The following is a 26,032-nucleotide window of genomic DNA, read 5'->3' on the forward strand; positions in this document are numbered from 1 at the left end:
TTTGCCCCTCTTAATATAATTTTATTCTATTATAGGTATTCTTATATTTTTTTAAAGGGTGTTTATTTAGGTAATTTTGGAGGGCTTGTCAAATTTGCCTTAAGTCAGAAGAAGTTTTAAAAATTTCAGGTTTTTCATTAATAAGTTCTTGGATGAACCAATTTTCCTTGATATGAGTTCCTGATAAAGTACCCATCTTTAATTTTTTACTTAACAAAGAACCTATTTTTTCGCCAACAGCTCTATAGGTTGTGTATTTACCACCATAGATGCAGAAAAGTCCACTGATAGGTTCATCAATAACTGTTTCACGAGAAAGACCCGATATATTTTTGTCTAATTTATTTAAATAAAAAGGCGATTCATAAGGATTATCAATCCAGTTTGAATTTAATTTTGAGAATTTTGTTTTGTTATTAAGAGGCATGCATCTCACACCGCAAAATATTTCAGAAATATTTTGTTCTGCATCAGTTAAATTTAAAACCTCTGTGGCAGTATGCATAAGATATTGTTTATCTTCTTCTGGGTACTTAATTTGTGATGGTCTACTTGTTAAGATAGATTCAGTTGTTCCAAACAACCATTTGTCAAACCAAGGAATAAAAAATACAATTCTTCCATCTGGTTCTTGAATAAGAGTAGCAAAAGAATTTTCTACAGTACCATTTTTAACTGCTTCAGGGCGAAAAATAATATGTGTTCCTAAATTGAGAAGACATGGTATATTTGGAATCATTCCCCATTTTAAAAGATTTTCATTGCACCATGCTCCTGCGGCATTGATTATATATTTAGTAGTTAAAGTTCTTTCTTGGTTACTTGATTTTATCGTTACTCTAAAACCGCCTTCAATTTTGTTAACTTGAGTGACTTCAGAATTTTCTTCGTACGATGCTCCAAGCTTTACTGAAGCTTCTACAACCAGTTTTGCTATTACATCGTCAAGCATTTGTGCATCATAATATAGAAAAGCGCTAATCATTTCACTTTCTATTTTTTTTGTATTTAGATAGGGAGCATAATGTATAATTTCATCTTTGCTAATTTTAGTTGCAGCTGGTAATCCACAGTCTCCGGCAAGTAAATCATAAAAAAAGAGTCCTAGACGAATCATCCAAGGAGGGCGCTTATCTCCATGAAAATTTGGCAGAACGAAAGGGAGTGGTTTTACTACGCCATTTAAAAGTTTCAAAAGTAAACTTCTTTCTTTCAGGGCTTCTTTAACTAAACTCCATTGATTTATATGCTCCAAATATCTTAATCCACCATGTACTAATTTCGTGCTTCTGCTCGATGTTCCTGAAGCAATTTTATTTTTTTCGACAAGATGGATTCCGTGTATTTTACGAGTTGCTAAATCATGTAAAAGACCAACACCGTGTATTCCTCCACCAACAATTAATACATTCAAGTCCATAATCAACATCCTATTGTTTTAGAGTTGCAGATTCTTTTTTTAATTTTATTGCAGTTTTGGCTAAACGTTTAGCAGCTTCTCTGACTTCAGATTCGGAATTTGTTAAGCCAAAACTTATTCGAAAACTTGAAAGGGCATTTTCTAAGGGAACACCCATAGCAAGTAATACGTGGCTAGAGGTTGCTTGCAAAGTCTTGCAAGCACTTCCAACGCTAGCACAAACAGATCTTGTTTCTTCTAGAAGCTTCATAGCATTTACCCCAGAAATACATAAAGTCAAAATTCCTTTTACTTTATTACTGTCTTGTCCATAAAAAATAGGCTGAAGATATTTTGAGATTTCATTTTTAAAGGCATTTTCTAACTTTTCATAATATGTAAATCTTTCAGAAGCTTCAATTTTTTGTAATTCACAAGCTTTTGCAAAACCAATGATAGCCGCTGTATTTGGAGTACTTGAGCGGAGAAGAAATTCGTGGCCGCCGCCAGTAAGTTGTGGTTCCAATTTTATTTTAGGTTTTCTTTTTTTTATTATAAGGGCGGCAGCCCCTTTTGGACCATAAATTTTAGAAGATGAAATTGTCGCAGTATCAAAATTTAAAAATAGATCTTCTGTTTTACAACGCGCAAAACCTTGAGCCATATCTATATGTAGAATAGTGTTTACTTTGTCACATAAATTTTTTAAATGGGAAATATTTTTTTGCAGAATACCTGTTTCGTTATTTACATCCATCACACAAACACATAGTGTACTGCTATCAATTAATTTTTCAGCTTCAGCTAAAACAATTTGACCTTCATTGTCTATTGGGAGTTCCTTTAGAATTATTTTATCGTCAAATTTTTCGCTCAAATCTTTTATTGTTGCAATTATACTTGAGTGTTCTGTGGGACTATATAATATTTTATTTTTTTTTCGGAATGGGCTAGAAATAAGACCGCGAAGAAATAAATTGTTACTTTCTGTTGCACTTGAAGTAAATATGACATCATCATAATCAACTTTAAAAATAGAAGAAATTTTAATTCTAGCTTCTGCGATTGCGTGATCAGTAATTTCACCCATTGGATGGGTTCTATTGGCAGCATTTGCAAAATATCCAAGCATCCAGGGTGTCATTTCATTTAAGACACGTCTATCTAATGGAGTGCTTGCTGCAAAGTCTAAATAAATAGTTTTTTTCGGAAGTTCAATACCACCAAATTTTATATTTGGGACATTTTTTTTTGAAGTATTGTATAATTGAGAGGGCAGAATAAAGTTTTTTATAAATTTATTTTTAAGCATAGATAAAGTCCAAGTTTGATGTAACCAAGATCAATAACTTAGACTGTTCTCTTAAAACTTGCAAATGTTCTTATTTGAAATAAAAATTCAAAGCTTTATTTCCGATATATTTGATTGATTATCCAATCACAATATTTTAATTTGGCAAGAAAAATTAAGAAATTCTTTTATAGATTGAAAAAATAATATATTGTTACTTTAATGAGGTGCTGTGAGTACGGACTCAGCTAACACTTTCTGAAAATAACTCAATATCTTAATTTTGAGTTTTTCTAAATAAGAACGGAACTTATATGCCAAATTCATTGTACTTGAAATTAATTTTCCAAATTCTTTACTTCTCTATCAACATTCTTTACTTAAATATAGTTTGGGAAAATAGAAAACTATTACCAACAGAAGAAATATTCTCTAGAATAAAATGAGAATAATTCTAAAAATAAATTATAAGGTAGTTTTATAAGGTTCTAATATGGTTTTTAATGTCATTGACTACTCAGGTTCATTTGCTTTCTGTATTAGTGGCGCTTCGATAGCTGTCGCTAAGAAAATGGATATTTTTGGCATTTTTGTTATGGCAGTCATAGCTGGCTTTGGTGGTGGATGCCTTAGAGATATTATATTAGGGAATACCCCTCCAACAGTTTTCAATACCCCTATCTATTGGATTATTGCCTTGCTAGCAACTGTAGTTGTATTAGCTTTTAAAAGACAACACCGTTATTTCGATAAAATGATATTGTTATTTGATGCACTGGGATTAGCATTTTTTACTGTAGCTGGTGTTAAAGTAGCCCTTAAATCTGGTCTTTTAAATTATCAATGTATTTTAATGGGTGTTATTACTGCCTGTTTTGGTGGTGTTCTTCGTGATGTTATTGTAAATCGTGTTCCTTACCTATTTCAAAAAGAAATATATGGAGCTTTTGCGGTCATGGGAGGAATTATTTATTTTGTCTTAGATGACTACTTACCCCCATTAATGCTTGATATTATTGTTATTTTATTTATTTTTGTCTCACGTATGATCTCTATATGGAAAAATTGGAATTTGCCAAAAGCAAGAAAAGAAACATTACAAAACCGTAGATTAAAGTTTTTACGGAGAAAGAAAAGAACCTCTAATCTTGAATAACTATTTAATTTCAATAGGTTATATAATTACCTAATTGATCTGATAATTCAAAACTTAGAACAAGTCTAATATTTTCTTGCTATTTTCTTTCTATACTTATAACATCTCTTGATGAGGGTACTTTTATGATTCAAACGCCAATACATGAAAAAAATCAATGCTTAAGTGTTGCAGAAATAGAAGAAAAATTAAAAAAATCGGGAGTTGCAGCAACAGCTCAAAGAATCGCTATTTGTAAATACGTTCTGTGTGAAGCAGATCATCCGACTGCGGAAGATATTAAAAATTGGACCGATGCTAATTTTCCAAAATTAAGTAGAGCAACTGTCTACAATACCCTAGATGTTCTTGTGCAAGCAGGGATGTTAAAGGAATTAAAGTTACCTCACACTGGAAAAGTTGTTTACGATACTAACGTAAATGAACATTTTCACTTTTTTGATAACAATACTGGAAAGCTATTTGATATTTCGCAAGAGCAATGTAAACTTATACTAAACCTACCTAAAAATATTAATGTCGTGGAGGTAGACGTATTTTTGCGGGGAACAATGACTTAAATTCAAAACCTAATTCATTTATCATTGATTCTCATTTTCATTTAAATTACTTACCTAATTTAAAGCAAACTATACTAAATTCAATCCATTCAAGTGTTAAAGTGGGTATTGCAGCGGGTGTATGGAACGAAGATACACTTGAAAATATTGCCATCCTAACCAATTCTGATTTTAATGATATTCTTGAGTTTTTAAACCGAGAAAATTTTCTAAATTCAAATTTTCATATAAACAATAATAAATTTTCTTGCTTTTTAACTCATGGATTGCATCCAATGTATATTCATACAAAATGGTTAAATGCAGATGGCAGTGAAAATTTAAAGCAAATTACTAAAGACTTTGAGTTATTTAGTAGTATTTTAAAAAATCATTTATCAAGTATTTGGGCCATTGGTGAAGCTGGATTTGATCTTTCAAAAGAGGTTATGCAGGATATTAAATGCAAAGGATTAGCAAAGAAACAAATACTTGAATTGCAAAATATTGCATTTGAATATTTAGTGGAATGTGCGGTGAAATATAATTTACCCCTCATTTTGCACTTACGGGCTCCTTGGCAATATTGCTATGAACGTATTCAATGGGCTTTAGGAAAAGGAGTGCAAAAAATTATGATCCATTGCTATAGTGGATCGGTCGAAGAACTAAAAAAACTTTCGAAGCATTCCATTTTCTTTTCTTTTGGAGGAGTTCCTACTTGGAAACATGCCTTAAAAAATAGAGAAGCCTTTATTCAATGCCCTGCGCATTTAAGATTACTTGAAACGGATTCTCCCGATCTTCCCCCAGAAATACCTGAAATAGGAAAATTACCTTATAACGAGCCTGCAATGTTAAGTAATATTGCAAATATTTTAGCAAAATATGTTGATTTATCTCCTAATGAATTAATAGATCAAACAAATAAAAATATTTTGAAATTTTTAGGAATAATTTAGGATGTTTCTTTAAATTTTTAGGTTATTTTATGTGGTGCGAAATTTTTTTCTAGTAAAGAAATTTTTAGAGTGAATTTTTTTATGAAGAAGTAGAAAATAGAATATATACATGGAAATAAATTGCGAATAACTGAGATATTATTGAATAATTAGGTTAAATTTTTAATCCCAGCATCAGTAATAAAATTTGTTTAAGAATACTCTTTAAATGCTTTATTTAAAGATGCCTTCCAAAGCAGTTTATGTTTATTAACAATATCCATAAATCCATCTCAAAACAATATCTGCCTTTAATTGATCAATTAATGTTACTTTATTTGAAGAACTGATTTTCCAATAAAGGCTTTTCTAAAATTTCCTCTATACAAAGATGGTTTTCTGTCGGAATTCTAAGGTAAAATACAGGTTCGGGAAATAATTTGTTTTTAAATTTCTGCTAATATTAAAAAATCGTGATTTCTATGCAATCATTTTCATGCATTAATTTCGATTCACAAAATTGTAATTAACACGGAAGAACCCCTTTTCTCTTTTTTGTTCTAATTTTTAAATCCATTCATTATGATTTAAATAAAAAATTATTAATATTCTATTGATTATTTTTAATTTTATTATAATTTGCAAAAAGACTTTTCAAGTCTTTTTGTTTTAAGATATTTCCTATGGAGGAAAAATGAAAGCTAAGAATATTATTCCATTTCTTTTACCTTTTACATTATTATTTAATAGTTGTGGAAAAAGCGCTTCTAAAAATAGCAATAGTAGTGAATCAAATTCAAATCATAATGAACAATTTAAATTAGTAAACGCTATTCATAATTTTACCCAGATAAAAGGAATGTATCTTGATGAAAATAAAGATCTTCCTGATATAAAGGCAATTTATACTTTAAATGCAGACAACAGTATTTCTGAACTTGGAATTTTTGAAATCACAGATGTTAATACAGGCAAAAAAGTTACAAAATCATCTCATGAGTTATACTCACCAAGATATATATTTGATACAAAATATTATATCCTTCTTTATTTCGTCAATTCACATAACATGATAAAAAGATGTCCTTTTATCACCATTCGTAAAAGTGATGCTCATTTAGCTTGTTTAGAAACAAAAGAAGATTTTTCCATTTATGAAGATGCAATCAATTTTAATTCTGAAAAAACATTCATAGTATTTAGAGATTCAGATAAATTATATAAATTAGATTTATCCACTGATCAGTTTGAAAAAAATAGCTTAAAAAGAATTATAGAAAAGACCTCTAAAGAAAGTGTCTTTGAATTCCAACCCAACTCCTTAGGTGACATTATCACATATTCTCGTTCAGGAGGAGGAGACCTTGTTAAAATCATTAATCACAATGATAAAATACAACCCCTTAATACTAATTTACATGGCTATGAGTATTTAGATGGTCCCAGTGGATTTGGGCAAAATTTTTATTTTTTAAAATATAATAATAACTTTGGAATAGTGCATTATAAATTAGAAAGTTTAGAAAAGGTTGGAGACTCATTTAATCATAAAATCATTCATTCAACTTTACCAGAAGTAAATAAATTAGTAAAAACGAAGCGTTCTATATTTGCTTATAGTGAAGAAATATTTATTGATGCAATGAATTCTAATAATTCACAAACACTCAAACCAGTTCAAATTACAAAAATTGCACAAATTCAAGGTTCTTCTCATGCATTATTTATTTTAGGAACCAATACATCAGGGCAAACATTAATAGAAAAATATGATATCAATAGTAAAACCTTTACGACTTTAATTCAACCAGATAAATTTAGTATTACATATATGAATGTTAATGATAACGGAGATCTCAATTTCATTGCTAATCGTTATGCTGATAATGTTCAAATATTTGCCTTATTAAAAGATGGGAAAAATGAAAGCGACTTATTAATTCAAAAAGTAACTAGTAAAGAAAAAATTAACTTTGTCAGCTTAAATTAAGCGGACAAAGTAAAAGTTAGTCTTTCTTGAAATTTTGAAATTTAAAAAAGTGCTTTTCTTTAAAGAATGAAATATAAAGAAAATTAATTTTGAGAAACTAACTATTCTTTAGTTTCTCTACTTCAGAAATGGGTAGATCTGTTATTTTACTAATCATCTCAATTGAAAAATGATTGGCTAGAAGGTTTTTTGCTATTTCAAGTTTTCCCTTAGCAAAACCAATTTGCATTCCTTCAGTTTTCCCTTTAGAAAACCCTTCTTCCCTTGCCCCATCCATATCGGTGTTGTAATCTAGCTCATATTTTCTTCTTGCTTCGTATTTTGCCCTAGCAATGGGATCTTGGCTGATATATTCGAGTGTAGAAAAAGCTTTTTCAATTTCAGGTGTTTGCATAGCCATAACGGTCTCCTTTGAAGCACCTTTAAAAAAGTGCATCCATTTATCCAGTTCATTGTAATACTGATCGGGGATTTTGGGAACTTCTAAAAAGTAGAGTTGAAAATCGTGAGAAAAAACTTTTCTTGTTTCAGTATCTAACGGTTTAATTTTTGTCATAAAATAATCTTTATCTTTAAAAAAATTAAAGTTTAAAATATGAATACAGATAGCTGGCTTTAAAGTTTTATATTTTTTTCCACTGGTTAATTGTTGTTCATAAAGTTTAGCCCAATAATACAAACAACGTTTTTCATACTCATAAGTGTTTTGTACTTGAATTTCTATGTTAACAAAACTTTCATTATTAAGTTTTGCCAACACATCTAACCTAGTTTCCTTATCGTCTTCTTGGTCTTTATTAATTTCAGTATTTAAATATGTTAAGGAAATAATTTTTTCACTTTCCGGATAATTTAACACACTATTTAAAAAGTGAATTAAAATATCTTCCTTCTCCCCAAATATACGTTTAAAGACATAATCATTTTTAATATCAAGCAATTCAAATTCCATTACGACTCCTTTCAAATAAATAAAAAAGGAACATAAATTAAAAATAATGAAATGTGTGGAGTTGACCAGAAACTGAACAAAGTTGAAAGAAAACTGGTCAAAGTGAATTTTTATTTAATATTTTTCTTTTCAATATTAAATTGAATTTTTTTAAAATTTTTTCAGGGTATATTAAATATTACTTGAATAATAGAGAAACTAACTATTCTTCAGTTTCTCTATTTCAGAAATGGATAGATCTGTTATTTTACTGATCATTTCAACTGAAAAATGATTGGCTAAAAGGTTTTTTGCTATTTCAAGTTTTCCCTTAGCTAAACCTAATTTCTCTCCTTCATTTTTTCCATTTTGAAAACCTTTAGTAAAACCCTCTTCCTTAGCCCCATCCATGTCGGTGTTGTAGTCCAGTTCATATTTTCTTCTTGCTTCGTATTTTGCTCTAGCAATGGGATCTTGGCTGATATATTCAAGAGTAGAAAAAGCTTTTTCAATTTCAGGTGTTTGCATAGCCATGACGGTCTCCTTTGAAGCACCTTTAAAAAAGTGCATCCATTTATCCAGTTCATTATAATACTGATCAGGGATTTTGGGAACTTCTAAAAAGTAGAGTTGAAAATCGTGAGAAAAAACTTTTCTTGTTTCTGTATCTAACGGTTTGATTTTAGTCATAAAATATTCTTTGTCTTTAAAGAAATTAAAATTTAAAATATGAATACAGATAGCTGGCTTTAAGGTTTTATATTTTTTTCCGCTAGTTAATTGTTGTTCATAAAGCTTTGCCCAGTAATATAAACAACGTTTTTCATATTCATAAGTATTTTGCACTTGAATTTCTATGTTAACAAAACTTTCATTATTTAATTTTGCTAAGACATCTAGCTTTGTTTCTTTATCGTAAATCATCGCACAAGCCCACATTTCAATAAAAATTAAATTTGTTAGATTAAAATAGTCATCATAAAAGAAGAGAAAGGAGATGATAATGGAGAATGTAACCTTAAAAAGGAAGTTAAGTTCTTATGTATCAGATAAAGGGTATTTAAAGCATGTCCCCGATGACATATTGTTTGAAGTGTTATTAGCATGGGAGAATTGGACAGGTTCTAGTAAGGAATTTTATGGTACTTTAGGTTTTACTCATGCCCAAATGGCATCTTTAATTGGTAAAGCAAAAAGGTTAAAAAGAGAAGGTCACTTTAGTGACGAAGATTTTAAACAAATAAAGATATCAACGGAACAAAATTTAAATTCAGAACATGCAACAGTAACAACATCTGTATGTGGTGCTGCAGAGTTAGTGTTACCAGGTGGTAAATTGATTCGATTTTCAAACATAGATTTTTTATTGGATTATTTAAAGAAAAGCGCATGATTAATTTTAATAGAAGAACAAAGATATATGTAAATAAGAGTCCCACGGATATGCGAGAATCGTATGATGGGTTATTTAATCGCGCAAAAAATGTTCTTCGTAAGGATCCTTTTTCGGGACATTTATTTTTATTTATAAATAAGAAAAGGTCTTCTTGTAAGTGCCTTTATTATGATGGTACTGGACTCGTAATCATATCCAAAAGGCTAGAAAAAGGTTTATTTTCAAGAATAAATCCGAGGTATAAAAAAGAAATTATTCTTACTCAAGCTGAATTTAGTTTATTTTTTGAAGGAACAGATCTAAACAAAAGATTTGTTGAAAGTCCTGCAGAAATTAGAAAATACATAACCAAATCAAACACTTGAAATTTAATGAACTAGGTGTTATCTTGCGCGAATGGAAAAAAATCTATTCGAAAAAATTACCGCGAATGATCTTTTAAAATTCAATAGCAAACAGCTGATTGAATTCTTTGAAAATCAAAAGAAATATACTGAGAAAATATTAAATTCTCATAATGAATTTATTCAAAAACACAATCTCATTCTTGAAGAACGAGATAGCTTAAAAAAGCATAATAAAGAGTTACTGGATAAAATTGTTGAAGTTGAGGGGCAACTTGTATTACTTAGACGAAGGATATTTAGAGAAAAATCTGAAAGGATTGTAAAAGATAAAAATACTTCGGAACCATCTGATAATATAAAGAAAAACAGCTCAAAAAAACGTGCCAAAGAAATTAAAAGACTTCCATCTGAGCGATATCCTGAAGCAGAAATAATTGAAGAACATGTAGAATTTAAGGAACTGCCTATTTGCAACTGCTGTGGTTCACAAATGCGTGATTCTGGAATGACTGAAGATAGTGAGTTTTTAACAACAGAGCCAAAAGATTACTACATAATAAAACAAAAGCGACATAAATACCGGTGTACCAAATGTCATGGAGATATTAAGACTGCTCCTACTCCTAAAAAAATAATACCAAGTTCAGTTTATAGTGACGAAATGATAGTCGATGTTGCAATGACAAAGTACTGTGATCTCATCCCTATTGAAAGATACAGTTCAATAGCAGGGCGTGAAGGCTTTGTGGATTTACCACCCAATAGTTTAATAGGTACGACACATAAACTAGCCGAATATGTTGAACTGGCATATAATAAAGTAAAGGAAGAAATATTATCTTCAAACGTATTACATGCGGATGAAACCCCTCACCGCATGTTAGAAGGAGATGAAAAAAAGAGCTGGTATTTATGGGGATTTTCCAACAAACAAAGCTCATACTTTGAAATCAGGAATACCAGATCAGGCGATGTCGCTTCTGAGATTCTTGGCAAATCTAAGTGTGAATATTTAGTCAGTGACATTTATTCCGGTTACGTTAAATCAACAACAGAAGTAAATAAAAAGCGAGAGAATAAAAATATTCCATTAATTAAAAATATTTATTGCAATGCGCATAGTCGTCGCAAATTCATGGAAGCTGAAAAATTCCCTGAAAGTAAATTCTTCATTGAACAGTATCATGAAATTTATAGGTTAGAATCAGATGGAAAAAAAGATCCTCAACTACTGCAAAAAAATAGAAATCAAATGAAAGCACTCTTTGAAGACATGAAGATAATAGGAAAAAAATTGTTACAAGGAGTTTCTGCTCAAAGTACACTAGCAATCGCTATAAACTATTTTTTAAAAAACTATGAAGGGCTTACAAGATTTATCGAAAATATTGAATTGCCCATTGATAATAATCACCAAGAAAGACAACTTAGAAGTCCTGTTATAGGAAGAAAAACTTGGTATGGAACTCATTCAAAACAAGGTGCAAAAACAGCATCTATTATGTTTACTCTTGTAGAGTCTTGTAAATTAAATGGAATAAATCCTAGAGAATATTTTTCAATGCTTGTTAAGGATATTCATGCTGGGAAAAACGTCTTTACCCCAAAAGAATTTAATAATATAGACAGCGGATAAAGAAACAATTCTTATTCATTTATCAAATTACGTAAATAAATCACTATAAATTAAATTATAAAATTAAGTTACTGCATTGACGTTTACTCGGCAATGTGTGAAGGTTCGACGATTTACTCTTTATCGTCTTCTTGGTCTTTATTAATTTCAGTATTTAAATATGTTAAGGAAATAATTTTTTCATTTTCCGGATAATTTAAGACACTGTTTAAAAAGTGAATTAAAATATCATCTTTTTCACCAAAAATACGTTTAAAGACATAATCATTTTTAATATCAAGCAATTCGAATTCCATTACGACTCCTTTCAAGTAAACGGAAAAGGAGCTTAAATTAAAAAAAATGAAATGTGTGGTGCTGACCAGAAACTCAACAAAATAAAAAGAAAACTAAACAAAGTGAATTTCTATTGAATTTTATTTTCTGACTTTGATTTTTTTAGCTTCTATATCTTATGAAGTTCCATAAAAAATTTAAATAATACTTATATTAAAAGTCATTATTCTTTAAGAAAAAATATTCACTTAATTTTTACAAATTCCTAATTGGATCATATTTATAGTATCAACAATTTTACAATCATCAGGTATTTTAGTATTTTTATAGAAAAAACCATATTCTGATTTTTTTGCAGCTTCTCTTTCGCCAAAACATAATCCAAGTGATGGATAGTAGGTTGGTGTAGAACGAAAAACATATGCTTTATCCCATGGAAAATTAGGATTTCTTTGCTTCAATTCTGCACATGTTTTATATGGAGAATCATCACCTTTTAAAGCTATATCACTTTCAGGGGCATTTTGAACATTTTTTGGAATATAATTTTCATGATAGATAACTTTTTTTCCTAAAATATTTTCCCTGACAAAAGTTGAAAAGTTTATTCCTAAAGCATCTTGCATACAGATACTTAAATACATTTTAAAGAAAATAAAAAATGCTATTAATTTTAGAATTTTATTATCTAGGTTCTTCCAAATACCGAGAGCAATAAAACTCATAGTAAAAGAAATTCCTGCCATATAGTAGTAATGAACAAAAGCATGAGTCCCATCAAGACCTGCAATTGTAACATATTGTATAATAGCAATTATCCACAGAGTCAGAAAATAAACTTTCTTTTCCTTTACTATTTTAAATAACAGAAAGAAAATTGCAAAAACAAAACCAAAATTAAATAAACTATATGTATTTAAATTTGCAAGAACTTGTTTGTAGTCAAGAAAAAATGAGTATAAGGAATAAAAAAATGGTCTTTTTTGAATATAAAATAACCCTCCAATTTCTTGATAGTTAGATATATATGCAACACCGAAAGTATAGAAAAAGTATGTTATTGATACAGAAGGTATAAGCCAAATAAAGTTTTTAATACGATTAAAACAATTTTTGTCCGCAAGAAAAAAAGCAAAAACAATAACACTGGTTGGCTTCATTAATAAGCCAATGGTGCTAAACAAAAATGCGGGGATAAATCTTTTTTGCTTCCAAGTCAATCCTACTGCTAAGAGACAAAATAAAACTGAAATACTATCAGGCATAAAGCGCCAAAAAAATGGAGCAGAAAAGGAAAAACAGCTAAATAATAATATACTTTCATAAGCTGGAATTTCATAAATTTTAATATTTTTCCATATTTTTAAATTGCAAAATAAAAGAATTAAAACCATACAGCAGGCAAATAAACTTGCTAAAACTTTACCTTCATATGCTCCTAAAGAAAAAAAAGGTGCAGCAACAAAGTTTAGCAACGGGAATTCCATTGGCATAACACCATCTGTGTTACCTGAATTTAAAACACTTGGCAGGTACCAAGGGGTTTTAAACTCAGATAAGTGAGTCCATTTTATCCAATAACTTAAAGCGACTCCTAACGTATCAGTTTGTCTCCAGTTTTGTGGTGAATTAATTGGCATAAAACAATAAACTATTGCACATAAGAATCTAAAAGTTAGAAAGATATATAAAATATTTCTTAACTTAATAATATTACTAAACTTACTCATTGATATCCTTCTAATTCAAAAACAAATAAAAATCTGTAGAAAAAATATTAAATATATTATTTTGATATATATTCAAATTTTTAGAATTGAATTTTTGAAATTTTATTTAAACATTTGATTTAATACTGCATTTTTCAAACAAATTTTACATTTCATAGGAACTCTGATATCATTTACGACAAACAAAGAATTAACTATCAAACACTTAATGAATCCCATTTAGTATAACAATTATCTAGTTCATTTTGCATTGCAAGAATTTCCTTTGAAACTAGATCACTTTCTTTATGATTTGTTCCTTTACTATAAAGCTCTTCTAGTTTTTTATTTAATGCAGAAATTTTTTCTTCTAGCTCAGAAATTCTATTTTCTATATTTTCTAATTCTTTTTGTTCTTTAAATGAAAGTTTTCTTTTTTTGGCTACTTCTTGTTTTTTTTCTTGGTTATCTTCAATTTTGTTAAGTTCTTTTTTTCCAGTTGGTTCTAAAAATTTTTCCATTTCATTTAAAGCTTGGTCTAAGTCCGGTAATAATAGCCATTGGCCAGTAGTATTTTCAGTTGTTTCGTTATTTCCTAAAAAGGTCAAAATATTTGTCGCAACTTTTTGCACAAAATAACGATCATGGCTAGTAAATAAGACTCCACCTTGATAGTCCATTAAGTTTCTTTCAAGAATTTGTAAGGTTGGAATATCTAAATCATTGGTAGGTTCATCAAGTATGAGTAAATTACCTTGTTCTAGCATAAGTTTAGCAAGTAATAATCTAGCTTGCTCGCCACCAGACAATTCTGTTACTTTTCTGTTTGCATCAAATTTATAAAATAAAAATTTATCCAAATAACTCATGATATGAATAAATTTTCCACCGAAGTGGACATAGTCCCCTTCGGGTGAAAGAGTAGATTTAACGGTCTGTGTTGTATCTAATTTCTGTCTTTGTTGATCGAAATAAGTGATATTAACTAATTCATGATATTTGATATCACCCTGGCTAGGATGAAGTTGATTAGCAATAATATTCATTAATGTTGATTTTCCACAACCATTTGGACCTAAAATTGCAATTCTCATTTTTGGTTTGATAATTAGATTTAAATTTTTAAAAATATAATGATTTTGTTTTCCATTTGGATGCAATATGGAAACATTTTTTAAATTTACAAGTTCTTGATCACCTAAACTTTTAACGACCGCAACAATATTATCTTCTGAGTTTCTTTGTTCATCAGTCATCGTTGCTGCAAAATTTAAATCTGTGGTTTTTTTACTTTGAATTGATTTTTGTTCTTTTTGATTTAAAGCTTTATCTAATGCATGGGCTCTATCAATCCTAGATTTTTGTTTCGTTGTTCTCGCTTTTGCTCCAGTTCTAAGCCAAGCAAGTTCTCTACGCATTAAGTTTGCCATTTTTGCTTTTGTTTTTTCAGCGGTAAGAGTATTTTCAATTTTTACTTGGCTATAATCTTCATAATTTCCTTCATATTGAGTTGCAGTACCGCCCTCTATTTCAAGAATTTTATTTACCAAAGTATCAAGTAAAGCCCGATCGTGCGAAATAATTGCAAAGGCAATTCTTTCTGAATTTTCTTGATTATTTTTAAAGCCAAACAAATTAGATCCTTGTTCAACCACTTCTAATAGAAGTTCTTCAAGCCAATCAACCGTTTGAACATCAAGATGGTTTGTTGGTTCATCTAATAAAATCAGTTGTGGATTTTTAAGTAATGCTGTTAAAATTTGAACTCTTTTTTGTTGCCCACCAGATAAATTTTTAAATTTAGACTGCGATATTTCGTTTAATTTCCCTGCTTTTAAAGCACTATTTAAGATATTTTCTGTTCCTGCTCCTGAAAATTTGGATAACTCATCATGTAGCTTTATGAGAGTGTCGTTCCATTTTACGTCATTTCCTAGATCAGAATTTGTGGTGAGTAAATCTGTATGTTCTTGAATTTTATGAAGAATAATTTCTTGCTGAGCATCTAAATCATACTCAATTGGCAATGAATCTTTAAGAATTTCAAAGACTGTTTTTTCAGCATCAAATTCATATTTCTGAGTTAAAATTGATACTTTTAAATTATTACGAAAGGATATTGTTCCAGAATCTGGAGCTTGTTTTCCTTCTAGTAGTCTGAATAAAGTAGACTTCCCAGCTCCATTTGGCCCCACAATTCCCCATCTTTCCCCTGGATGTATTGTAAAAGATAAGTTTTCAAACAGTTTGGTTGCTCCATAACTTGTTGAAATGTTGTGAATTGATAAGTAGGGAGCTGTGGACATAAAAATCTCCTAGTTGGAAAATTACAATGGCATTTCTTTTTAAAACTTAACATTGCTGAAATTTCAATAGTTAAAAATATATAAAAGATGAAATTTTAAGATTTTAAAAAAAATTGTAATAAAATAACGAAAATTTACGATATTAGCATAAGGGGTGTGAATGCCGCAGAAATCAAAACTCCTTGACTTGTGGTTTTCTGAAAAATTGTCTGATGGTGAAGTTTACAAATATTTAATTACTAAAACACGAGTTCAGAAGGAAACACAAAAACATAATTTATATTTGACAGAATTTGATACCAGGGGGATTGGTTTTATTCTAGACTACAAATTAAAGTTTACTTCTTCTGATGAATTTATGTTTTATGAGCCTTTAGTGCATGTGCCTTTTATTCAATCTCAAAATATCAAAAATGTTTTAATTTTAGGTTTTGGCTGTGGGGCAAGTATAAGAGAATGTTTGAAATGGAAAAATTTGGAAAAAATTACAGTAGTTGAAGATGATAAAGAGCTATTTTTAACCAGTGCAGAATATCTTTCTGAAATTCATGAGAATTCTTATAAAAATAAAAAAGTAGATATGCATTTCCTAAGTTTTGATGAATATAAGGAAAAGTATCAGACAAAATTTGATTTAATTATTTTAGATATAAATTATTCATATATTAGTAATGAAAATAGTTCATTACTTGACAGGAAATTTTTTCTAAATTGCCATTCTCTATTAAATAAAAATGGTTTGATGTCTTTTCATATTGCTGACCTCCAAATTAATAGTGATCAAAATTTAAAAGAAAAAATTAAAGTATTGAAATCAATATTTAAAGAAACAATATTATATTCAACTTGGATTCCTTCAATTTGTAAAAACGTAACTTTTATTTTATTGTCAAAAAATAGAAAAATAAAACATTATACGACTGATGAAATTAGTGAATTTATAATTTCTAAAAATGTAGGAATTTTAAAATTTATAAATGAATATTGTTATGTAGGATTAATGAATCCTCCAAAATATTTACAAGTATATGAATTAGCATCTTAATTAACTTATTTATTTTGCGTTAGAGTAACTAACCCAATTTTCGTTTGGCAAATTTATAATATCTTTCATTACTAGAATACTTTCTGATAATTGGAGATCTTTATCAATCACAAATTTTTTATTATCCTCTTCTAAATTTTCATCATTTTCTTTTGAACTAAGATAATCTTCTATTAATTTTAGATTACTACTTAAAATAGGGATCAATGTGCTTTTTCCTAATTTAAAAGCATTTATTTTATTTATAAGTGATTTATATTTTTCATTTATAGATATTCTTTTTTCACTTAAAATATTTAATTTATTTATCAAATTTGCATTATTTTTTAGAGGCTTAAAGTCACTTGCAGGGAGAATGCTATCAAAGGATAAAGCATAATCTTGATTTTCTTCTCCAGTATCAAACCCTTCTTGCAGGCTTGGTAAATTAATATTTGTTTCTACTCCAACCATTTGATTACTTTTTCCAGTGGCTCTGTAAAATTTACTTTGAGTGACTTTAACAGCACCGTCTGTTTTTCTCCCAAAAGTTCCAGGAATTTCTTGAACTATTTGGATTGTTCCTTTCCCATAAGTTTTTTTATCGCCGACAATAATACCTCTGCCATAGTCTTGAATAGCTGCGGAGAAAATTTCAGATGCTGAAGCGCTTAAGTGATTTACTAGAATTACTAATGGCCCCTTGTATAACCAAGAGTTTTGTTCAACATTATATTTTTTTTGAATATGATATTTATCTAATGTTTGCACAATAGTGCCTTTAGGAATAAACAAACTAGTTAATTTAATACTTTCCGGAAAATCTCCTCCTCCATTATTTCTTAAATCTATCACAATTCCTTTTGCCCCATTATCATTTAACTTAATGAGCTCTTTTTCGGTGTCATAAGCTACACCTTTGCAAGTATCAAGAAGTTTTATTTTACATTTTATATCGGTATAAAATGTTGGAATTTTAATTACACCAATTTTTATATTTTGTAATTCTATTATTGTACTATTAACTTTATCGTCTTTTAATTCTATTTCGTCTCTAAGCAAAGAGACATTAATTTTTTCATAGCCTTTACTAGTAGGCCTTTGTAGATACATTTTTAGTAGGGATCCTTTTTTTCCTCTAATTAAACTTACCGCTTTATCAACATCTACATCGAATAAGTATTGAAAACCACTTCCATTACCAGGATCTACAGCCAATATTTTATCATTTGGTTTAATTCTTCCATCTTTTTGCGCTACACCACCATTGACTAAGGATTTAATATAAATTTCGCCTTCTTTTTCAATTAATTGTGCGCCAATTCCTTCTAATTTATTACTAATATGAATTACAAAGGAATCATGTTCATTAGGAAGCATGTGTGCTGAATGAGGATCAAGAGCTAGTGCAAAACTATTTAAAAAATTTCCAAATAATTTATCACTATCTAGTGACGATAAATTTTTTTCAAATTTTAAATATTTTTTTTCAATTTTACTTTTAATGTCAATATTATTTTTTGCAGTTACTTCTTTTAAGTACTGAAGTTTTAATTTGCTTTTTAAAGTTCTATATAGCTCGGGATAACTTTTAGCCCAATTGTTTTTATTTGCATTAAAGTATTCAGTTTCCTTTTTTTTATCAATATTAGTTAAAATTTTTTTTATAGTATTATTTCTCTCTTCCACTCTTTTCGAAAATAATTTGTAAAAATCAAAAACAAAATTGCAATTATTTTTGCTTAAATCAGTTAAATAATATTTAGCTTTATGCGAGATATTTTCTATATCAGATTGCAGTAAGTAAATTTTATTTTGATCTAAGGACTCTCCCATTTTATTCATTGTTCTGGAAAATAGCTCTTCGGTAAATTGATCGTATTGATAATGTAATTCTAACATTGTGTTAATACGGTTTTTTACTTCTTCGCAATTTAATATGGATGGATTTGTTCTTGCAATATTTAAGTTCTCTTCGTAAGCTAGGCACTGGGAGAATGAACCTCCAAAGATGAATGTGATTATAAATACCAGCAAAGACTTTTCTTTTATTTGCATAATGTTTATCCTCTATTCATCTTAAAGCTTTATTATCCTTTCAACTTTTTCTAGTATAGTCAATTTGTTATTTGTGAGATTTTATGACGACATCCCGAAGATCCATTGATAATTTACCTAAAAGATCACATTTACATAAAGTTTTTGATGATTATCTTAGTAAATTGGGTTTACGCCAAACTCGCCAACGCAAAATAATTCTTGATGCTGTTCTTTCTTCTGGCAGACATGTAGATGCAGAAACTATTTCAAACGAAGTAAAAAAAATTGATAGTTCAATAGGTCTTGCTACTGTTTACCGGACTCTTAAAATGATGACTGATTCTAAAATTCTTGTAGAGCGGCATTTTAGTGGAGATAGAGCTAGCTTTGAATTTGCTGACCAAGATAATGAACACCATGATCATTTAATCTGTAATCAATGTGGTGAAATAGTAGAATTTTATGATGAAGAACTTGAAAGATATCAAGATATTGTTGCTAAAAATCTTGGATTTCAATTGAAAACGCATAAAATGGAACTTTTTGCTGACTGCCTTAGCTTTGAGTCCTGTAAACGGAAAAATATAAAGTAATGAATTGATCTTTATTCACGCAAGTTCTATTTTCCCATTGAAATTGATTAGGATAAGTATTGGTTTTGAAAACTTATCTTATATGAAATGTTAATTAGGAAAGAACAGCGTTATGAATAAAAAATCGAAGGCAAAATTGATATGGACTGTAACAAATAAAGGTTGCGAAAAACTTGGGATAGAAAATATTGCCGCAACCATTACTCAATATCGTTTAGATGCTGTCCGTATGTCCTATTCTTCAAGTGCTTTACCTAATATTTTAAAGTTAAGAGAAGAAATTTCTCGTCAATTAGCAAGCGAAGATGTTTCTCAAAGTGATGGCTATGTCCCCTTTTTATTAAGTTTTATAGGGCGTCGAGCTTTATTATCAGTTCCTAATGCGCAATTAGAAGTGGTCGATGGAACTTCTATCGATATTACCTTTTTAGTTGATTTTAATTACTGTGCTTCTCTAAGGCCATCAACAACTGCGACAAAAAATGTAGAAGTAATTGTCTCAAGTGAAGATCAGTTAGTTAATATTAAAGTAGGTACTAAAATTAGTATTTCCTATGGTGCTGTGGAATTAAAAGTGGTTTCTATACCATCTGCATTAACTTCTGGTTGTACTATCCGTTGTGTCGTTGAAAATGGAGGACTTCTTTTATCAGGAGTTGATGTTCATTCTACAGATATGTCTAGAGATTTATTTCCTTTATTGCCTGAAGATGAAAAAACATTGCGCTCAGGATTTTCAGGATTAGCAGATTACGTTATTATTGACGGTTTAAAATCAGAAGAAGAATTATTATCTATTAAAACAGGTATTCTTGGAGAAAATGTCAAAGTATCTGAAAGACATCCGAGTATTCCAATTTCTAAAAACGTTCATGAATTGGAAGCGGTACTGCCTCCTCGGTTTCTATTAAAAGTTGATTCTAAGCGATCATTAGAATTGCTGCCGAAACTTTTAAAACTGGTTGATGGTGTATTTTTAAGCAGATCTGAGCTTGGTATTGATGAACATCCACACAATTTACCAATCATTCAAAAAGAACTCATCACACGTTGTAATAAACTTTCAAAAACTGTTATTGTGGCCTCTGAACTTATGCACTCCATGTTTGTTAATGCAAATCCAACACGGGCAGAAGTATCTGATATGGCCAATGCTGCTGCTGATGGTGCCGATGCTTTAGTATTATCACATGAAGTTACTGAGGGACCTAATTCATCGCTTGTTGCAGAAGTTTCTCAAGAAACTTTAATCAATAGTGAAGCTTGGTTTGAAAAGAAATGGCATCCTTTTGAAATGGATGAAATACCTTCAGATGATGATGCTGTGACTTATGGCGCAATTCGTATTGCTCAACAGGCAAATGTAAGAGCTATAGTTTGTTTTACGGAAGGAGGTTATACGGCTATGAAATTATCATCAATGCGTACACCTACTGAAATTATTGCTATTACATGTAACAAGAAAATTATGCGTCAAATGAATTTATTGCGATCTGTTTCTGCAGTTGTTTTAGAATCAAGAAGCAAAGTAGAAAGAATATTAAACGAAATAAAAGAAATATTAGTAAATAATTATGCGTTTAAAAAAGGTGATAAGTTTGTATTTGTTTCTTTAACCGCCTCGAGTGTTTCTGAAAGAAATTCAAATTTATTTACAGTGCAGGAAATTGATTAATAATGTTGCCAAGTATTTTTTTTATAGTGAACCCTAAATCAAGATCAGGAAGAACAGAAAAAGTTTGGGATACTAAAATTTTACCTGAAGTTTTATCTGTCTTTCCTAATGCAAACTGGAGTTTTACAAATTCTCCATTAGCAGCTTCTTTTTATGCTTCCTATGCAAAAAATATGGGTTATGACATTGTAGTTGCTGTTGGTGGTGACGGCACAATTAATGAAACCGTTAACGGACTTTTAGGGAATATTTTAAATTCAGAATTATTTTTAACAGAAAATATCGAAATTTTTGGAACTCAGCAAAGTATATTAAGTAAAAAAAATAATTTAACTCCTTTACTTGCATGCATGCCTTTAGGTACGGGCTGTGATTTTGTGAAAACCTTAGGAATTCCAAATAATATTAAAAAATCACTAGAAATTATATTAAAACAAAATAGCATAAGTTGTGATGTAGGATTAATAGAATTTAAGCAAGATAATATCCCAAAACAACGATATTTTATTAATATTGGTGGTTGTGGAGCGAATGGGCAAACAATTGAAATCATCAACAACAGAAAAAATACTCTATTTGGAAAGAAAAGTTCATTTTTAATAGCAGCAATAAAAACACTTTTAAAAAACAAATCGTTTCCAGTCGAGATTTGTTACGATAATTCAGAAACAATAACTACTGATCTAACTGTATTGTTTGTCTGTAATGGAAAATATTGTGGAGGAGGAATGAAAGTTTCACCTCAAGCTTCATTGCAAAATGGAAAATTTAAAATAGTTCAAGTTAATAAAATGAATTACTTAAAATCAATTTTTATGATGAATCGATTATACAAAGGAAATTATTCTGGTTTAGAATATGCAATTACTGAAAAAGAAGTATCTTCTGTTACAATTAAACCACAATTCAGTGAATTAATTCCTACTGAATGTGATGGAGAACTGCCTGGTTATTTACCAGCAACATTTTCTATAATGCCAAATAAAATCTCAATAATTGCAAATATAAATTAAACACAAGTATACTTCAAAAAATAATACTTATTTAGTCTTTCCCATTAAACCTTTTAATCTTTTTTCTTCAATTTTCTGCAGCTTCAATTTCACAGCTTCCTCTAAATTTATATTTCTTGAATTACAATAATTCATTAACGCAATAAATACATCGGCTGCTTCATCAGGAATGGTTTCAAATGGCGTTTGATTTGATGGATCTCGCCAAATTTTTTTTTCTAAATTTGCAAGTTCTCCAGCTTCTCCACACAATTCAAGGCTAAAAAAATTTGCAGGTCGTTCGCAAAAAGCATGATTTTGATAATGGTTAAATTCATGTTGGATAGCTTTTAATCCAATAACATTTGGTTCATTTAAACGCTTCAAAGGTTTCTCCTTGTTCCTGTCAATAAAATATTTATTAGGATCTATTTGCCTATCTTAAATTTCTTTCTATTCTTAGTTTTCCGATAAATCTTAAGCCAAAGCAAAATGTCTTGCTATGGGTAAGAAAGATAATAAAATGTTATTCTTTTTGCAAAGTATTTCTGCAAAAAATAAACTCTGGATAGCCACTATTATTCATATTTTAGTGTGTGCTAGTTTATCCATAGGAATAATTTATTATGATCAATTTTCTAACAATAATTTATATATTGCTATTTTAGTATTATGTTTCATAGGCTTGTCATTTATACTGCTAATTAAATATTTACTTTACAAATTTGTTAAATCTATAAAAAATGGATTGAATTATACCTCAACACAATCTGTTCAAGGTGATCAACAATTAAAAGATTTAAAAGATAATTTATCACAATTTATTTCTGTTACAGGTAGTGAATTAGATGAACTCACTACAAATGCAAAGCTTATGCAAGACATTGCTCTCATGTTTGTTGAAACAACAAGAAATTCAGAAGTTTGTAAAGAAATGTCTGATAAGGTTACTAGGGATGTGAATGAAGGAAATGAAATTATGGAAAAAATGGTTGAATCCATTTTAACTATTGAAAAAGCAAAAGATGGTTTAAGTGAAATTTCTAATTTAATTCAACAGATAAGTAATGATACTTCTACTATCCATACTATTGTTTCTACTACAGAATTATTATCATTAAATGCATCGATTGAAGCTGCAAAAGCAGGGCAAACAGGAAAAGGATTCTCTGTTGTTGCAGAAGAGGTAGGTAATTTAGCAAAGCATAGTGGAGTAGAAGCTAATGAAATAGAAAATATTGTAGTAAAAAGTCAAAAACAAATTCAAGAAATTATTCAGGCAAATCAATCTCGGGTCGAGGTTGGTAAAGTATCTAGTAATAATGCTTTGACTTTATTTTCTGAAATTAAAAAGGAAATGTTTGGTATTTCAAGCCGCTCAGAAAATATAAGGGCAGCTACTTGGGAACAAAAAGTAGGACTTGATCATATGACTGAATCTAACGTCGAAATTAGAAATATTTTAAAGAAAAATATAACAGATACAGTTAATTTAATAAGAATTCATGATGTTAATTATAAAAACTTTCAAAATATAAAAGAAGTAGCAAAAGTTTTGAGTGAATACTGGACCGGAGAAAAAGTTAATGAAAACTAGTGATGAAGGAAAAAATTATGATTATTCCGGATTAAAAAGTAAGCTATTATATCTTCATTTTTTCTCTATTTTTTCTCTATTTTTAGGGACTTTAGCAATTGTATATTTTTTTGGATCTGGGAAATTAAATTTAATCAAGTATGCTGTTTTTATGGGTTTAGTATTAGTTTTTTTTCAAACAACAATTTCTATGTATTTAAGAATGATTGAAAAAAAATCTTTTATGGTAGGGTTACTTTTTCAAAAATATATAGAGAAAAGTCAAGAAACAATTGATGAATTTATTTATCCGAAGAAAAATATCTTGAATTCTTTTAATAAACAGTATGATATGACAAATCAAAATGCTGCTGCTTTGGCACAAATTATTCAAATGATTAGCAAAACAATTGAGCAGATAAATGATTGTAAAGCAATAACTCAGGTGACTGAAAATAGATTGCAAAATGGGACTTCTATAATGGAAAAATTAGGAGACTCAATTGAAATAATTAAAAGTGTTACAGCAGACATGGATAAAATGTTGGAAATTATTAATCAAATTATACTTAAATCTATTGTAATAACTGATATAGTTGCAAAAACTGAATTACTAGCCATGAATGCCTCAATTGAGGCCGCTCGTGCAGGTGATCATGGAAAGGGTTTTTCTGTAGTTTCTGAAGAAGTTGAATCACTAGCAAGAACAAGTGGTAAATCAGCAAAACAAATTAAAGACTTACTAAATGAAAGCTCAATTAAGGTTTCATTAATGATTAGAGCTATGAATGAAAGAATTAAAGAAGGAGAAATTGTAAGTAAACGAGCACTCGATGCTTTTAAAAGAATTACTGAAGGAGTAAATTTACTTAAAGAACAAATAAATATTATTTCTGAAGGAACAGAAATGCAAAGAGGACATGTAAAAAACATGGAAGATACAATGCTAAAAATAAAAAATGATACTGCAAATAATAAAAATACAATTGAAAATGGGAATGAAATAATAAATAAATTAACAGAAATTAATCGGCTATTAATGGAATGTTCTGTAAATTCTCAAAAAGCCTTTTCAGGAAATACGGGAATAATGTTTATGGAAAGTAATAAAGGAAATGAAGTCAGAAGAACTTTAAAAAGTATGGGATTTTAAATTACTACTTTCCAAACCAAATATTTAAATATGCTTTTTCATAGCCTAAGTTTTTAAATATATTATCGGTTCCATATTTATCAAGCAACTCTTTTGTCACTAAAATTGGTTTAGTAATATACCCGCTAGCATTCTGACCAGCAAATGCTCTATTTAATTCGTCAGCCAATTGCCATGCTTGTACACTTATGGGCTCGGCGACTGTCGCTATTTGACATGAATTACCTGAACGAATTCTGTTAAAAGCTTTTATAGATCCATCACCTGCAGAAATATTAAATATATCCTTTCTCTTTAATTCTTTTAAAGGAGAAGAAATATTATCATAATAAAGATCATTAATAGCTAATGTATAATTCCAATTTTTGCCAAATTTTTTATTAAGCTGATTTGTTACTTCAGATATTTTGACATCAGCATCACTCATAGGTAAATTTTCAAAAGCTAACACTGTGCAAGATATGCATTTTTTTAAAGTGTCCCGCATTTTTTCAGCTTTAGATGTCGCAATCGTAGAAAGTTTATCGTACAAAATTACAACTCCTGCTTTTTGATTGCTTTTTTGGATTACATAATCTGCAGCAATCATAGCAACTTCTGATGGATTGGTAGTTATATTTGCAAATAAGTTTTTATCATTTAATTCTGGTCCAGAATGCCATCCCACAAAAACTATTCTATTTTTAAATCTATCAATAATTTCTTTATATGGTTCAGGATGAAATCCTCCCAATATAATAGCATCTGGATTTAATATTATGGCTTGAAGAAATTCTTTTTCAATATTTTCAAATCCTTTACCATCAATAAAATCTACATTCCATTTTAAATATTTTGCTACTTTTTGAAAATCCTTGAAAACCTCAGCAACACTTGAATTTTTAAAATCATGGGAAATAAAAATTATTTTTTTGTTTTTTTGAGCTTTTGGACCTGTAGTAGGGCCTTCCCAAGAAAAAATAGTTGGAGAATAGATAAATAATAACAGCATAAATAGCATACTAAATATTTTAAAAATACGTTTCATGTTTAGCATAAAATTCCTTTACAGTCATTTTCTTA

The 26,032-nt window shown here is 29.3% G+C and carries 23 protein-coding genes; 13 read left to right on the top strand and 10 right to left on the bottom strand.

Annotated elements, in window-relative coordinates; genetic code table 11:
- Nucleotides 1-88: 88 nt before the first annotated feature.
- Entirely contained in the window at nt 89-1,420 is a 1,332-nt protein-coding gene (locus QEJ31_RS12445) for an FAD-dependent oxidoreductase (protein ID WP_280590570.1), read from the bottom strand.
- A gap of 10 nt (nt 1,421-1,430) precedes the next feature.
- A complete protein-coding gene (locus tag QEJ31_RS12450; RefSeq protein WP_280590571.1) occupies nt 1,431-2,711 on the bottom strand; it encodes an aminotransferase class V-fold PLP-dependent enzyme in 1,281 nt (426 codons plus the stop codon).
- 472 nt (nt 2,712-3,183) lie between these two features.
- Between QEJ31_RS12450 and QEJ31_RS12455 the strand changes: the two genes are divergently transcribed.
- The 4 genes from QEJ31_RS12455 (at nt 3,184) to QEJ31_RS12470 (ending at nt 7,316) form a co-directional block, all read left to right on the top strand.
- Nucleotides 3,184-3,846 carry a trimeric intracellular cation channel family protein gene (locus QEJ31_RS12455; protein WP_280590573.1) on the top strand — a complete coding sequence of 221 codons (663 nt, stop codon included), beginning with the start codon at nt 3,184-3,186 and terminating at the stop codon, nt 3,844-3,846.
- 125 nt (nt 3,847-3,971) lie between these two features.
- A complete protein-coding gene (locus tag QEJ31_RS12460) occupies nt 3,972-4,406 on the top strand; it encodes a Fur family transcriptional regulator (RefSeq protein WP_280590575.1) in 435 nt (144 codons plus the stop codon).
- 23 nt (nt 4,407-4,429) lie between these two features.
- On the top strand, nt 4,430-5,347 hold the full coding sequence (locus QEJ31_RS12465) for a TatD family hydrolase (RefSeq protein ID WP_280593285.1): 918 nt from the start codon (nt 4,430-4,432) through the stop codon (nt 5,345-5,347).
- Nucleotides 5,348-6,020: 673 nt separating this feature from the next.
- A complete protein-coding gene (locus QEJ31_RS12470) occupies nt 6,021-7,316 on the top strand; it encodes a hypothetical protein (protein WP_280590577.1) in 1,296 nt (431 codons plus the stop codon).
- A 97-nt stretch (nt 7,317-7,413) separates the two neighbouring features.
- Here QEJ31_RS12470 and QEJ31_RS12475 read toward each other — a convergent pair whose 3' ends face one another.
- Together QEJ31_RS12475 and QEJ31_RS12480 are read right to left on the bottom strand one after the other, a co-directional pair.
- Nucleotides 7,414-8,268, bottom strand: a complete 855-nt coding sequence (locus QEJ31_RS12475) for an Rpn family recombination-promoting nuclease/putative transposase (RefSeq protein WP_280590578.1) — start codon at nt 8,266-8,268, stop codon at nt 7,414-7,416.
- Nucleotides 8,269-8,466: 198 nt separating this feature from the next.
- Nucleotides 8,467-9,171, bottom strand: coding sequence for an Rpn family recombination-promoting nuclease/putative transposase (locus QEJ31_RS12480; protein ID WP_280590579.1), 705 nt, complete (start codon nt 9,169-9,171; stop codon nt 8,467-8,469).
- A 79-nt stretch (nt 9,172-9,250) separates the two neighbouring features.
- Here QEJ31_RS12480 and QEJ31_RS12485 point away from each other — a divergent pair, with 79 nt between their 5' ends.
- From QEJ31_RS12485 to QEJ31_RS12495, 3 genes are read left to right on the top strand one after another with little or no spacing between them, the layout of a single operon-like run.
- Nucleotides 9,251-9,640: a hypothetical protein gene (locus tag QEJ31_RS12485; RefSeq protein WP_280589761.1), complete on the top strand. Its 390-nt coding sequence runs from the start codon at nt 9,251-9,253 to the stop codon at nt 9,638-9,640.
- The gene (tnpB, locus tag QEJ31_RS12490) at nt 9,637-10,008 is read left to right on the top strand and encodes an IS66 family insertion sequence element accessory protein TnpB (protein ID WP_280590581.1); all 372 of its coding nucleotides are present in this window, start codon (nt 9,637-9,639) and stop codon (nt 10,006-10,008) included. The genes QEJ31_RS12485 and tnpB overlap by 4 nt, the downstream gene beginning before the upstream one ends.
- A 31-nt stretch (nt 10,009-10,039) precedes the next feature.
- Entirely contained in the window at nt 10,040-11,626 is a 1,587-nt protein-coding gene (locus tag QEJ31_RS12495; RefSeq protein ID WP_280589758.1) for an IS66 family transposase, read from the top strand.
- A gap of 113 nt (nt 11,627-11,739) precedes the next feature.
- Here QEJ31_RS12495 and QEJ31_RS12500 read toward each other — a convergent pair whose 3' ends face one another.
- The 3 genes from QEJ31_RS12500 to QEJ31_RS12510 all read right to left on the bottom strand — a co-directional run bounded on the left by QEJ31_RS12500 (nt 11,740) and on the right by QEJ31_RS12510 (nt 15,917).
- A complete protein-coding gene (locus QEJ31_RS12500; RefSeq protein WP_280590583.1) occupies nt 11,740-11,922 on the bottom strand; it encodes a PD-(D/E)XK nuclease family transposase in 183 nt (60 codons plus the stop codon).
- A gap of 228 nt (nt 11,923-12,150) precedes the next feature.
- On the bottom strand, nt 12,151-13,632 hold the full coding sequence (locus QEJ31_RS12505; protein WP_280590584.1) for a hypothetical protein: 1,482 nt from the start codon (nt 13,630-13,632) through the stop codon (nt 12,151-12,153).
- A gap of 197 nt (nt 13,633-13,829) precedes the next feature.
- Nucleotides 13,830-15,917, bottom strand: coding sequence for an ABC-F family ATP-binding cassette domain-containing protein (locus tag QEJ31_RS12510; RefSeq protein ID WP_280590586.1), 2,088 nt, complete (start codon nt 15,915-15,917; stop codon nt 13,830-13,832).
- Between the two features lie 160 nt (nt 15,918-16,077).
- On the opposite strand from QEJ31_RS12510, the gene QEJ31_RS12515 reads away from it, so the two are divergent.
- Nucleotides 16,078-16,962: a hypothetical protein gene (locus QEJ31_RS12515; RefSeq protein ID WP_280590588.1), complete on the top strand. Its 885-nt coding sequence runs from the start codon at nt 16,078-16,080 to the stop codon at nt 16,960-16,962.
- A gap of 9 nt (nt 16,963-16,971) precedes the next feature.
- On the opposite strand, the gene QEJ31_RS12520 is transcribed toward QEJ31_RS12515, so the two are convergent.
- Nucleotides 16,972-18,999, bottom strand: coding sequence for a carboxy terminal-processing peptidase (locus tag QEJ31_RS12520; protein WP_280590590.1), 2,028 nt, complete (start codon nt 18,997-18,999; stop codon nt 16,972-16,974).
- Between the two features lie 83 nt (nt 19,000-19,082).
- On the opposite strand from QEJ31_RS12520, the gene QEJ31_RS12525 reads away from it, so the two are divergent.
- The 3 genes from QEJ31_RS12525 to QEJ31_RS12535 all read left to right on the top strand — a co-directional run bounded on the left by QEJ31_RS12525 (nt 19,083) and on the right by QEJ31_RS12535 (nt 22,262).
- Nucleotides 19,083-19,574 carry a transcriptional repressor gene (locus QEJ31_RS12525; protein ID WP_280590592.1) on the top strand — a complete coding sequence of 164 codons (492 nt, stop codon included), beginning with the start codon at nt 19,083-19,085 and terminating at the stop codon, nt 19,572-19,574.
- 112 nt (nt 19,575-19,686) lie between these two features.
- Entirely contained in the window at nt 19,687-21,249 is a 1,563-nt protein-coding gene (locus QEJ31_RS12530) for a pyruvate kinase (RefSeq protein ID WP_280590593.1), read from the top strand.
- Nucleotides 21,250-21,251: 2 nt separating this feature from the next.
- The gene (locus QEJ31_RS12535; protein WP_280590595.1) at nt 21,252-22,262 is read left to right on the top strand and encodes a diacylglycerol kinase family protein; all 1,011 of its coding nucleotides are present in this window, start codon (nt 21,252-21,254) and stop codon (nt 22,260-22,262) included.
- Between the two features lie 27 nt (nt 22,263-22,289).
- On the opposite strand, the gene QEJ31_RS12540 is transcribed toward QEJ31_RS12535, so the two are convergent.
- Nucleotides 22,290-22,628, bottom strand: coding sequence for a MazG nucleotide pyrophosphohydrolase domain-containing protein (locus QEJ31_RS12540; RefSeq protein WP_280590597.1), 339 nt, complete (start codon nt 22,626-22,628; stop codon nt 22,290-22,292).
- A 136-nt stretch (nt 22,629-22,764) separates the two neighbouring features.
- On the opposite strand from QEJ31_RS12540, the gene QEJ31_RS12545 reads away from it, so the two are divergent.
- Nucleotides 22,765-23,838, top strand: coding sequence for a methyl-accepting chemotaxis protein (locus QEJ31_RS12545; RefSeq protein WP_280590599.1), 1,074 nt, complete (start codon nt 22,765-22,767; stop codon nt 23,836-23,838).
- Nucleotides 23,828-24,970 carry a methyl-accepting chemotaxis protein gene (locus tag QEJ31_RS12550; protein ID WP_280590601.1) on the top strand — a complete coding sequence of 381 codons (1,143 nt, stop codon included), beginning with the start codon at nt 23,828-23,830 and terminating at the stop codon, nt 24,968-24,970. Before QEJ31_RS12545 ends, QEJ31_RS12550 begins: the two co-directional genes overlap by 11 nt.
- Nucleotides 24,971-24,974: 4 nt before the next feature.
- Here the strand turns inward: QEJ31_RS12550 and QEJ31_RS12555 are convergent, their stop codons facing one another.
- The gene (locus QEJ31_RS12555) at nt 24,975-25,997 is read right to left on the bottom strand and encodes a substrate-binding domain-containing protein (RefSeq protein WP_280590603.1); all 1,023 of its coding nucleotides are present in this window, start codon (nt 25,995-25,997) and stop codon (nt 24,975-24,977) included.
- Between the last annotated feature and the right edge of the window lie 35 nt (nt 25,998-26,032).

Origin of the sequence: Pigmentibacter sp. JX0631 (assembly GCF_029873255.1) — a bacterium.
In the GTDB taxonomy this organism is placed as follows: Bacteria; Bdellovibrionota_B; Oligoflexia; order Silvanigrellales; family Silvanigrellaceae; genus Silvanigrella.

What these genes read in the sequence shown, in the direction of transcription:
- QEJ31_RS12480 (WP_280590579.1), bottom strand. Translation starts at nt 9,171, where the DNA reads ATGATTTACGATAAAGAAACAAAGCTAGATGTCTTAGCAAAATTAAAT.
- QEJ31_RS12525 (WP_280590592.1), top strand. Translation starts at nt 19,083, where the DNA reads ATGACGACATCCCGAAGATCCATTGATAATTTACCTAAAAGATCACAT.
- QEJ31_RS12485 (WP_280589761.1), top strand. Translation starts at nt 9,251, where the DNA reads ATGGAGAATGTAACCTTAAAAAGGAAGTTAAGTTCTTATGTATCAGAT.
- QEJ31_RS12545 (WP_280590599.1), top strand. Translation starts at nt 22,765, where the DNA reads ATGTTATTCTTTTTGCAAAGTATTTCTGCAAAAAATAAACTCTGGATA.
- tnpB (WP_280590581.1), top strand. Translation starts at nt 9,637, where the DNA reads ATGATTAATTTTAATAGAAGAACAAAGATATATGTAAATAAGAGTCCC.
- QEJ31_RS12520 (WP_280590590.1), bottom strand. Translation starts at nt 18,999, where the DNA reads ATGCAAATAAAAGAAAAGTCTTTGCTGGTATTTATAATCACATTCATC.
- QEJ31_RS12460 (WP_280590575.1), top strand. Translation starts at nt 3,972, where the DNA reads ATGATTCAAACGCCAATACATGAAAAAAATCAATGCTTAAGTGTTGCA.
- QEJ31_RS12505 (WP_280590584.1), bottom strand. Translation starts at nt 13,632, where the DNA reads ATGAGTAAGTTTAGTAATATTATTAAGTTAAGAAATATTTTATATATC.
- QEJ31_RS12475 (WP_280590578.1), bottom strand. Translation starts at nt 8,268, where the DNA reads ATGGAATTTGAATTGCTTGATATTAAAAATGATTATGTCTTTAAACGT.
- QEJ31_RS12515 (WP_280590588.1), top strand. Translation starts at nt 16,078, where the DNA reads ATGCCGCAGAAATCAAAACTCCTTGACTTGTGGTTTTCTGAAAAATTG.
- QEJ31_RS12550 (WP_280590601.1), top strand. Translation starts at nt 23,828, where the DNA reads ATGAAAACTAGTGATGAAGGAAAAAATTATGATTATTCCGGATTAAAA.
- QEJ31_RS12500 (WP_280590583.1), bottom strand. Translation starts at nt 11,922, where the DNA reads ATGGAATTCGAATTGCTTGATATTAAAAATGATTATGTCTTTAAACGT.
- QEJ31_RS12535 (WP_280590595.1), top strand. Translation starts at nt 21,252, where the DNA reads ATGTTGCCAAGTATTTTTTTTATAGTGAACCCTAAATCAAGATCAGGA.
- QEJ31_RS12450 (WP_280590571.1), bottom strand. Translation starts at nt 2,711, where the DNA reads ATGCTTAAAAATAAATTTATAAAAAACTTTATTCTGCCCTCTCAATTA.
- QEJ31_RS12530 (WP_280590593.1), top strand. Translation starts at nt 19,687, where the DNA reads ATGAATAAAAAATCGAAGGCAAAATTGATATGGACTGTAACAAATAAA.
- QEJ31_RS12455 (WP_280590573.1), top strand. Translation starts at nt 3,184, where the DNA reads ATGGTTTTTAATGTCATTGACTACTCAGGTTCATTTGCTTTCTGTATT.
- QEJ31_RS12495 (WP_280589758.1), top strand. Translation starts at nt 10,040, where the DNA reads ATGGAAAAAAATCTATTCGAAAAAATTACCGCGAATGATCTTTTAAAA.
- QEJ31_RS12470 (WP_280590577.1), top strand. Translation starts at nt 6,021, where the DNA reads ATGAAAGCTAAGAATATTATTCCATTTCTTTTACCTTTTACATTATTA.
- QEJ31_RS12445 (WP_280590570.1), bottom strand. Translation starts at nt 1,420, where the DNA reads ATGGACTTGAATGTATTAATTGTTGGTGGAGGAATACACGGTGTTGGT.
- QEJ31_RS12555 (WP_280590603.1), bottom strand. Translation starts at nt 25,997, where the DNA reads ATGAAACGTATTTTTAAAATATTTAGTATGCTATTTATGCTGTTATTA.
- QEJ31_RS12510 (WP_280590586.1), bottom strand. Translation starts at nt 15,917, where the DNA reads ATGTCCACAGCTCCCTACTTATCAATTCACAACATTTCAACAAGTTAT.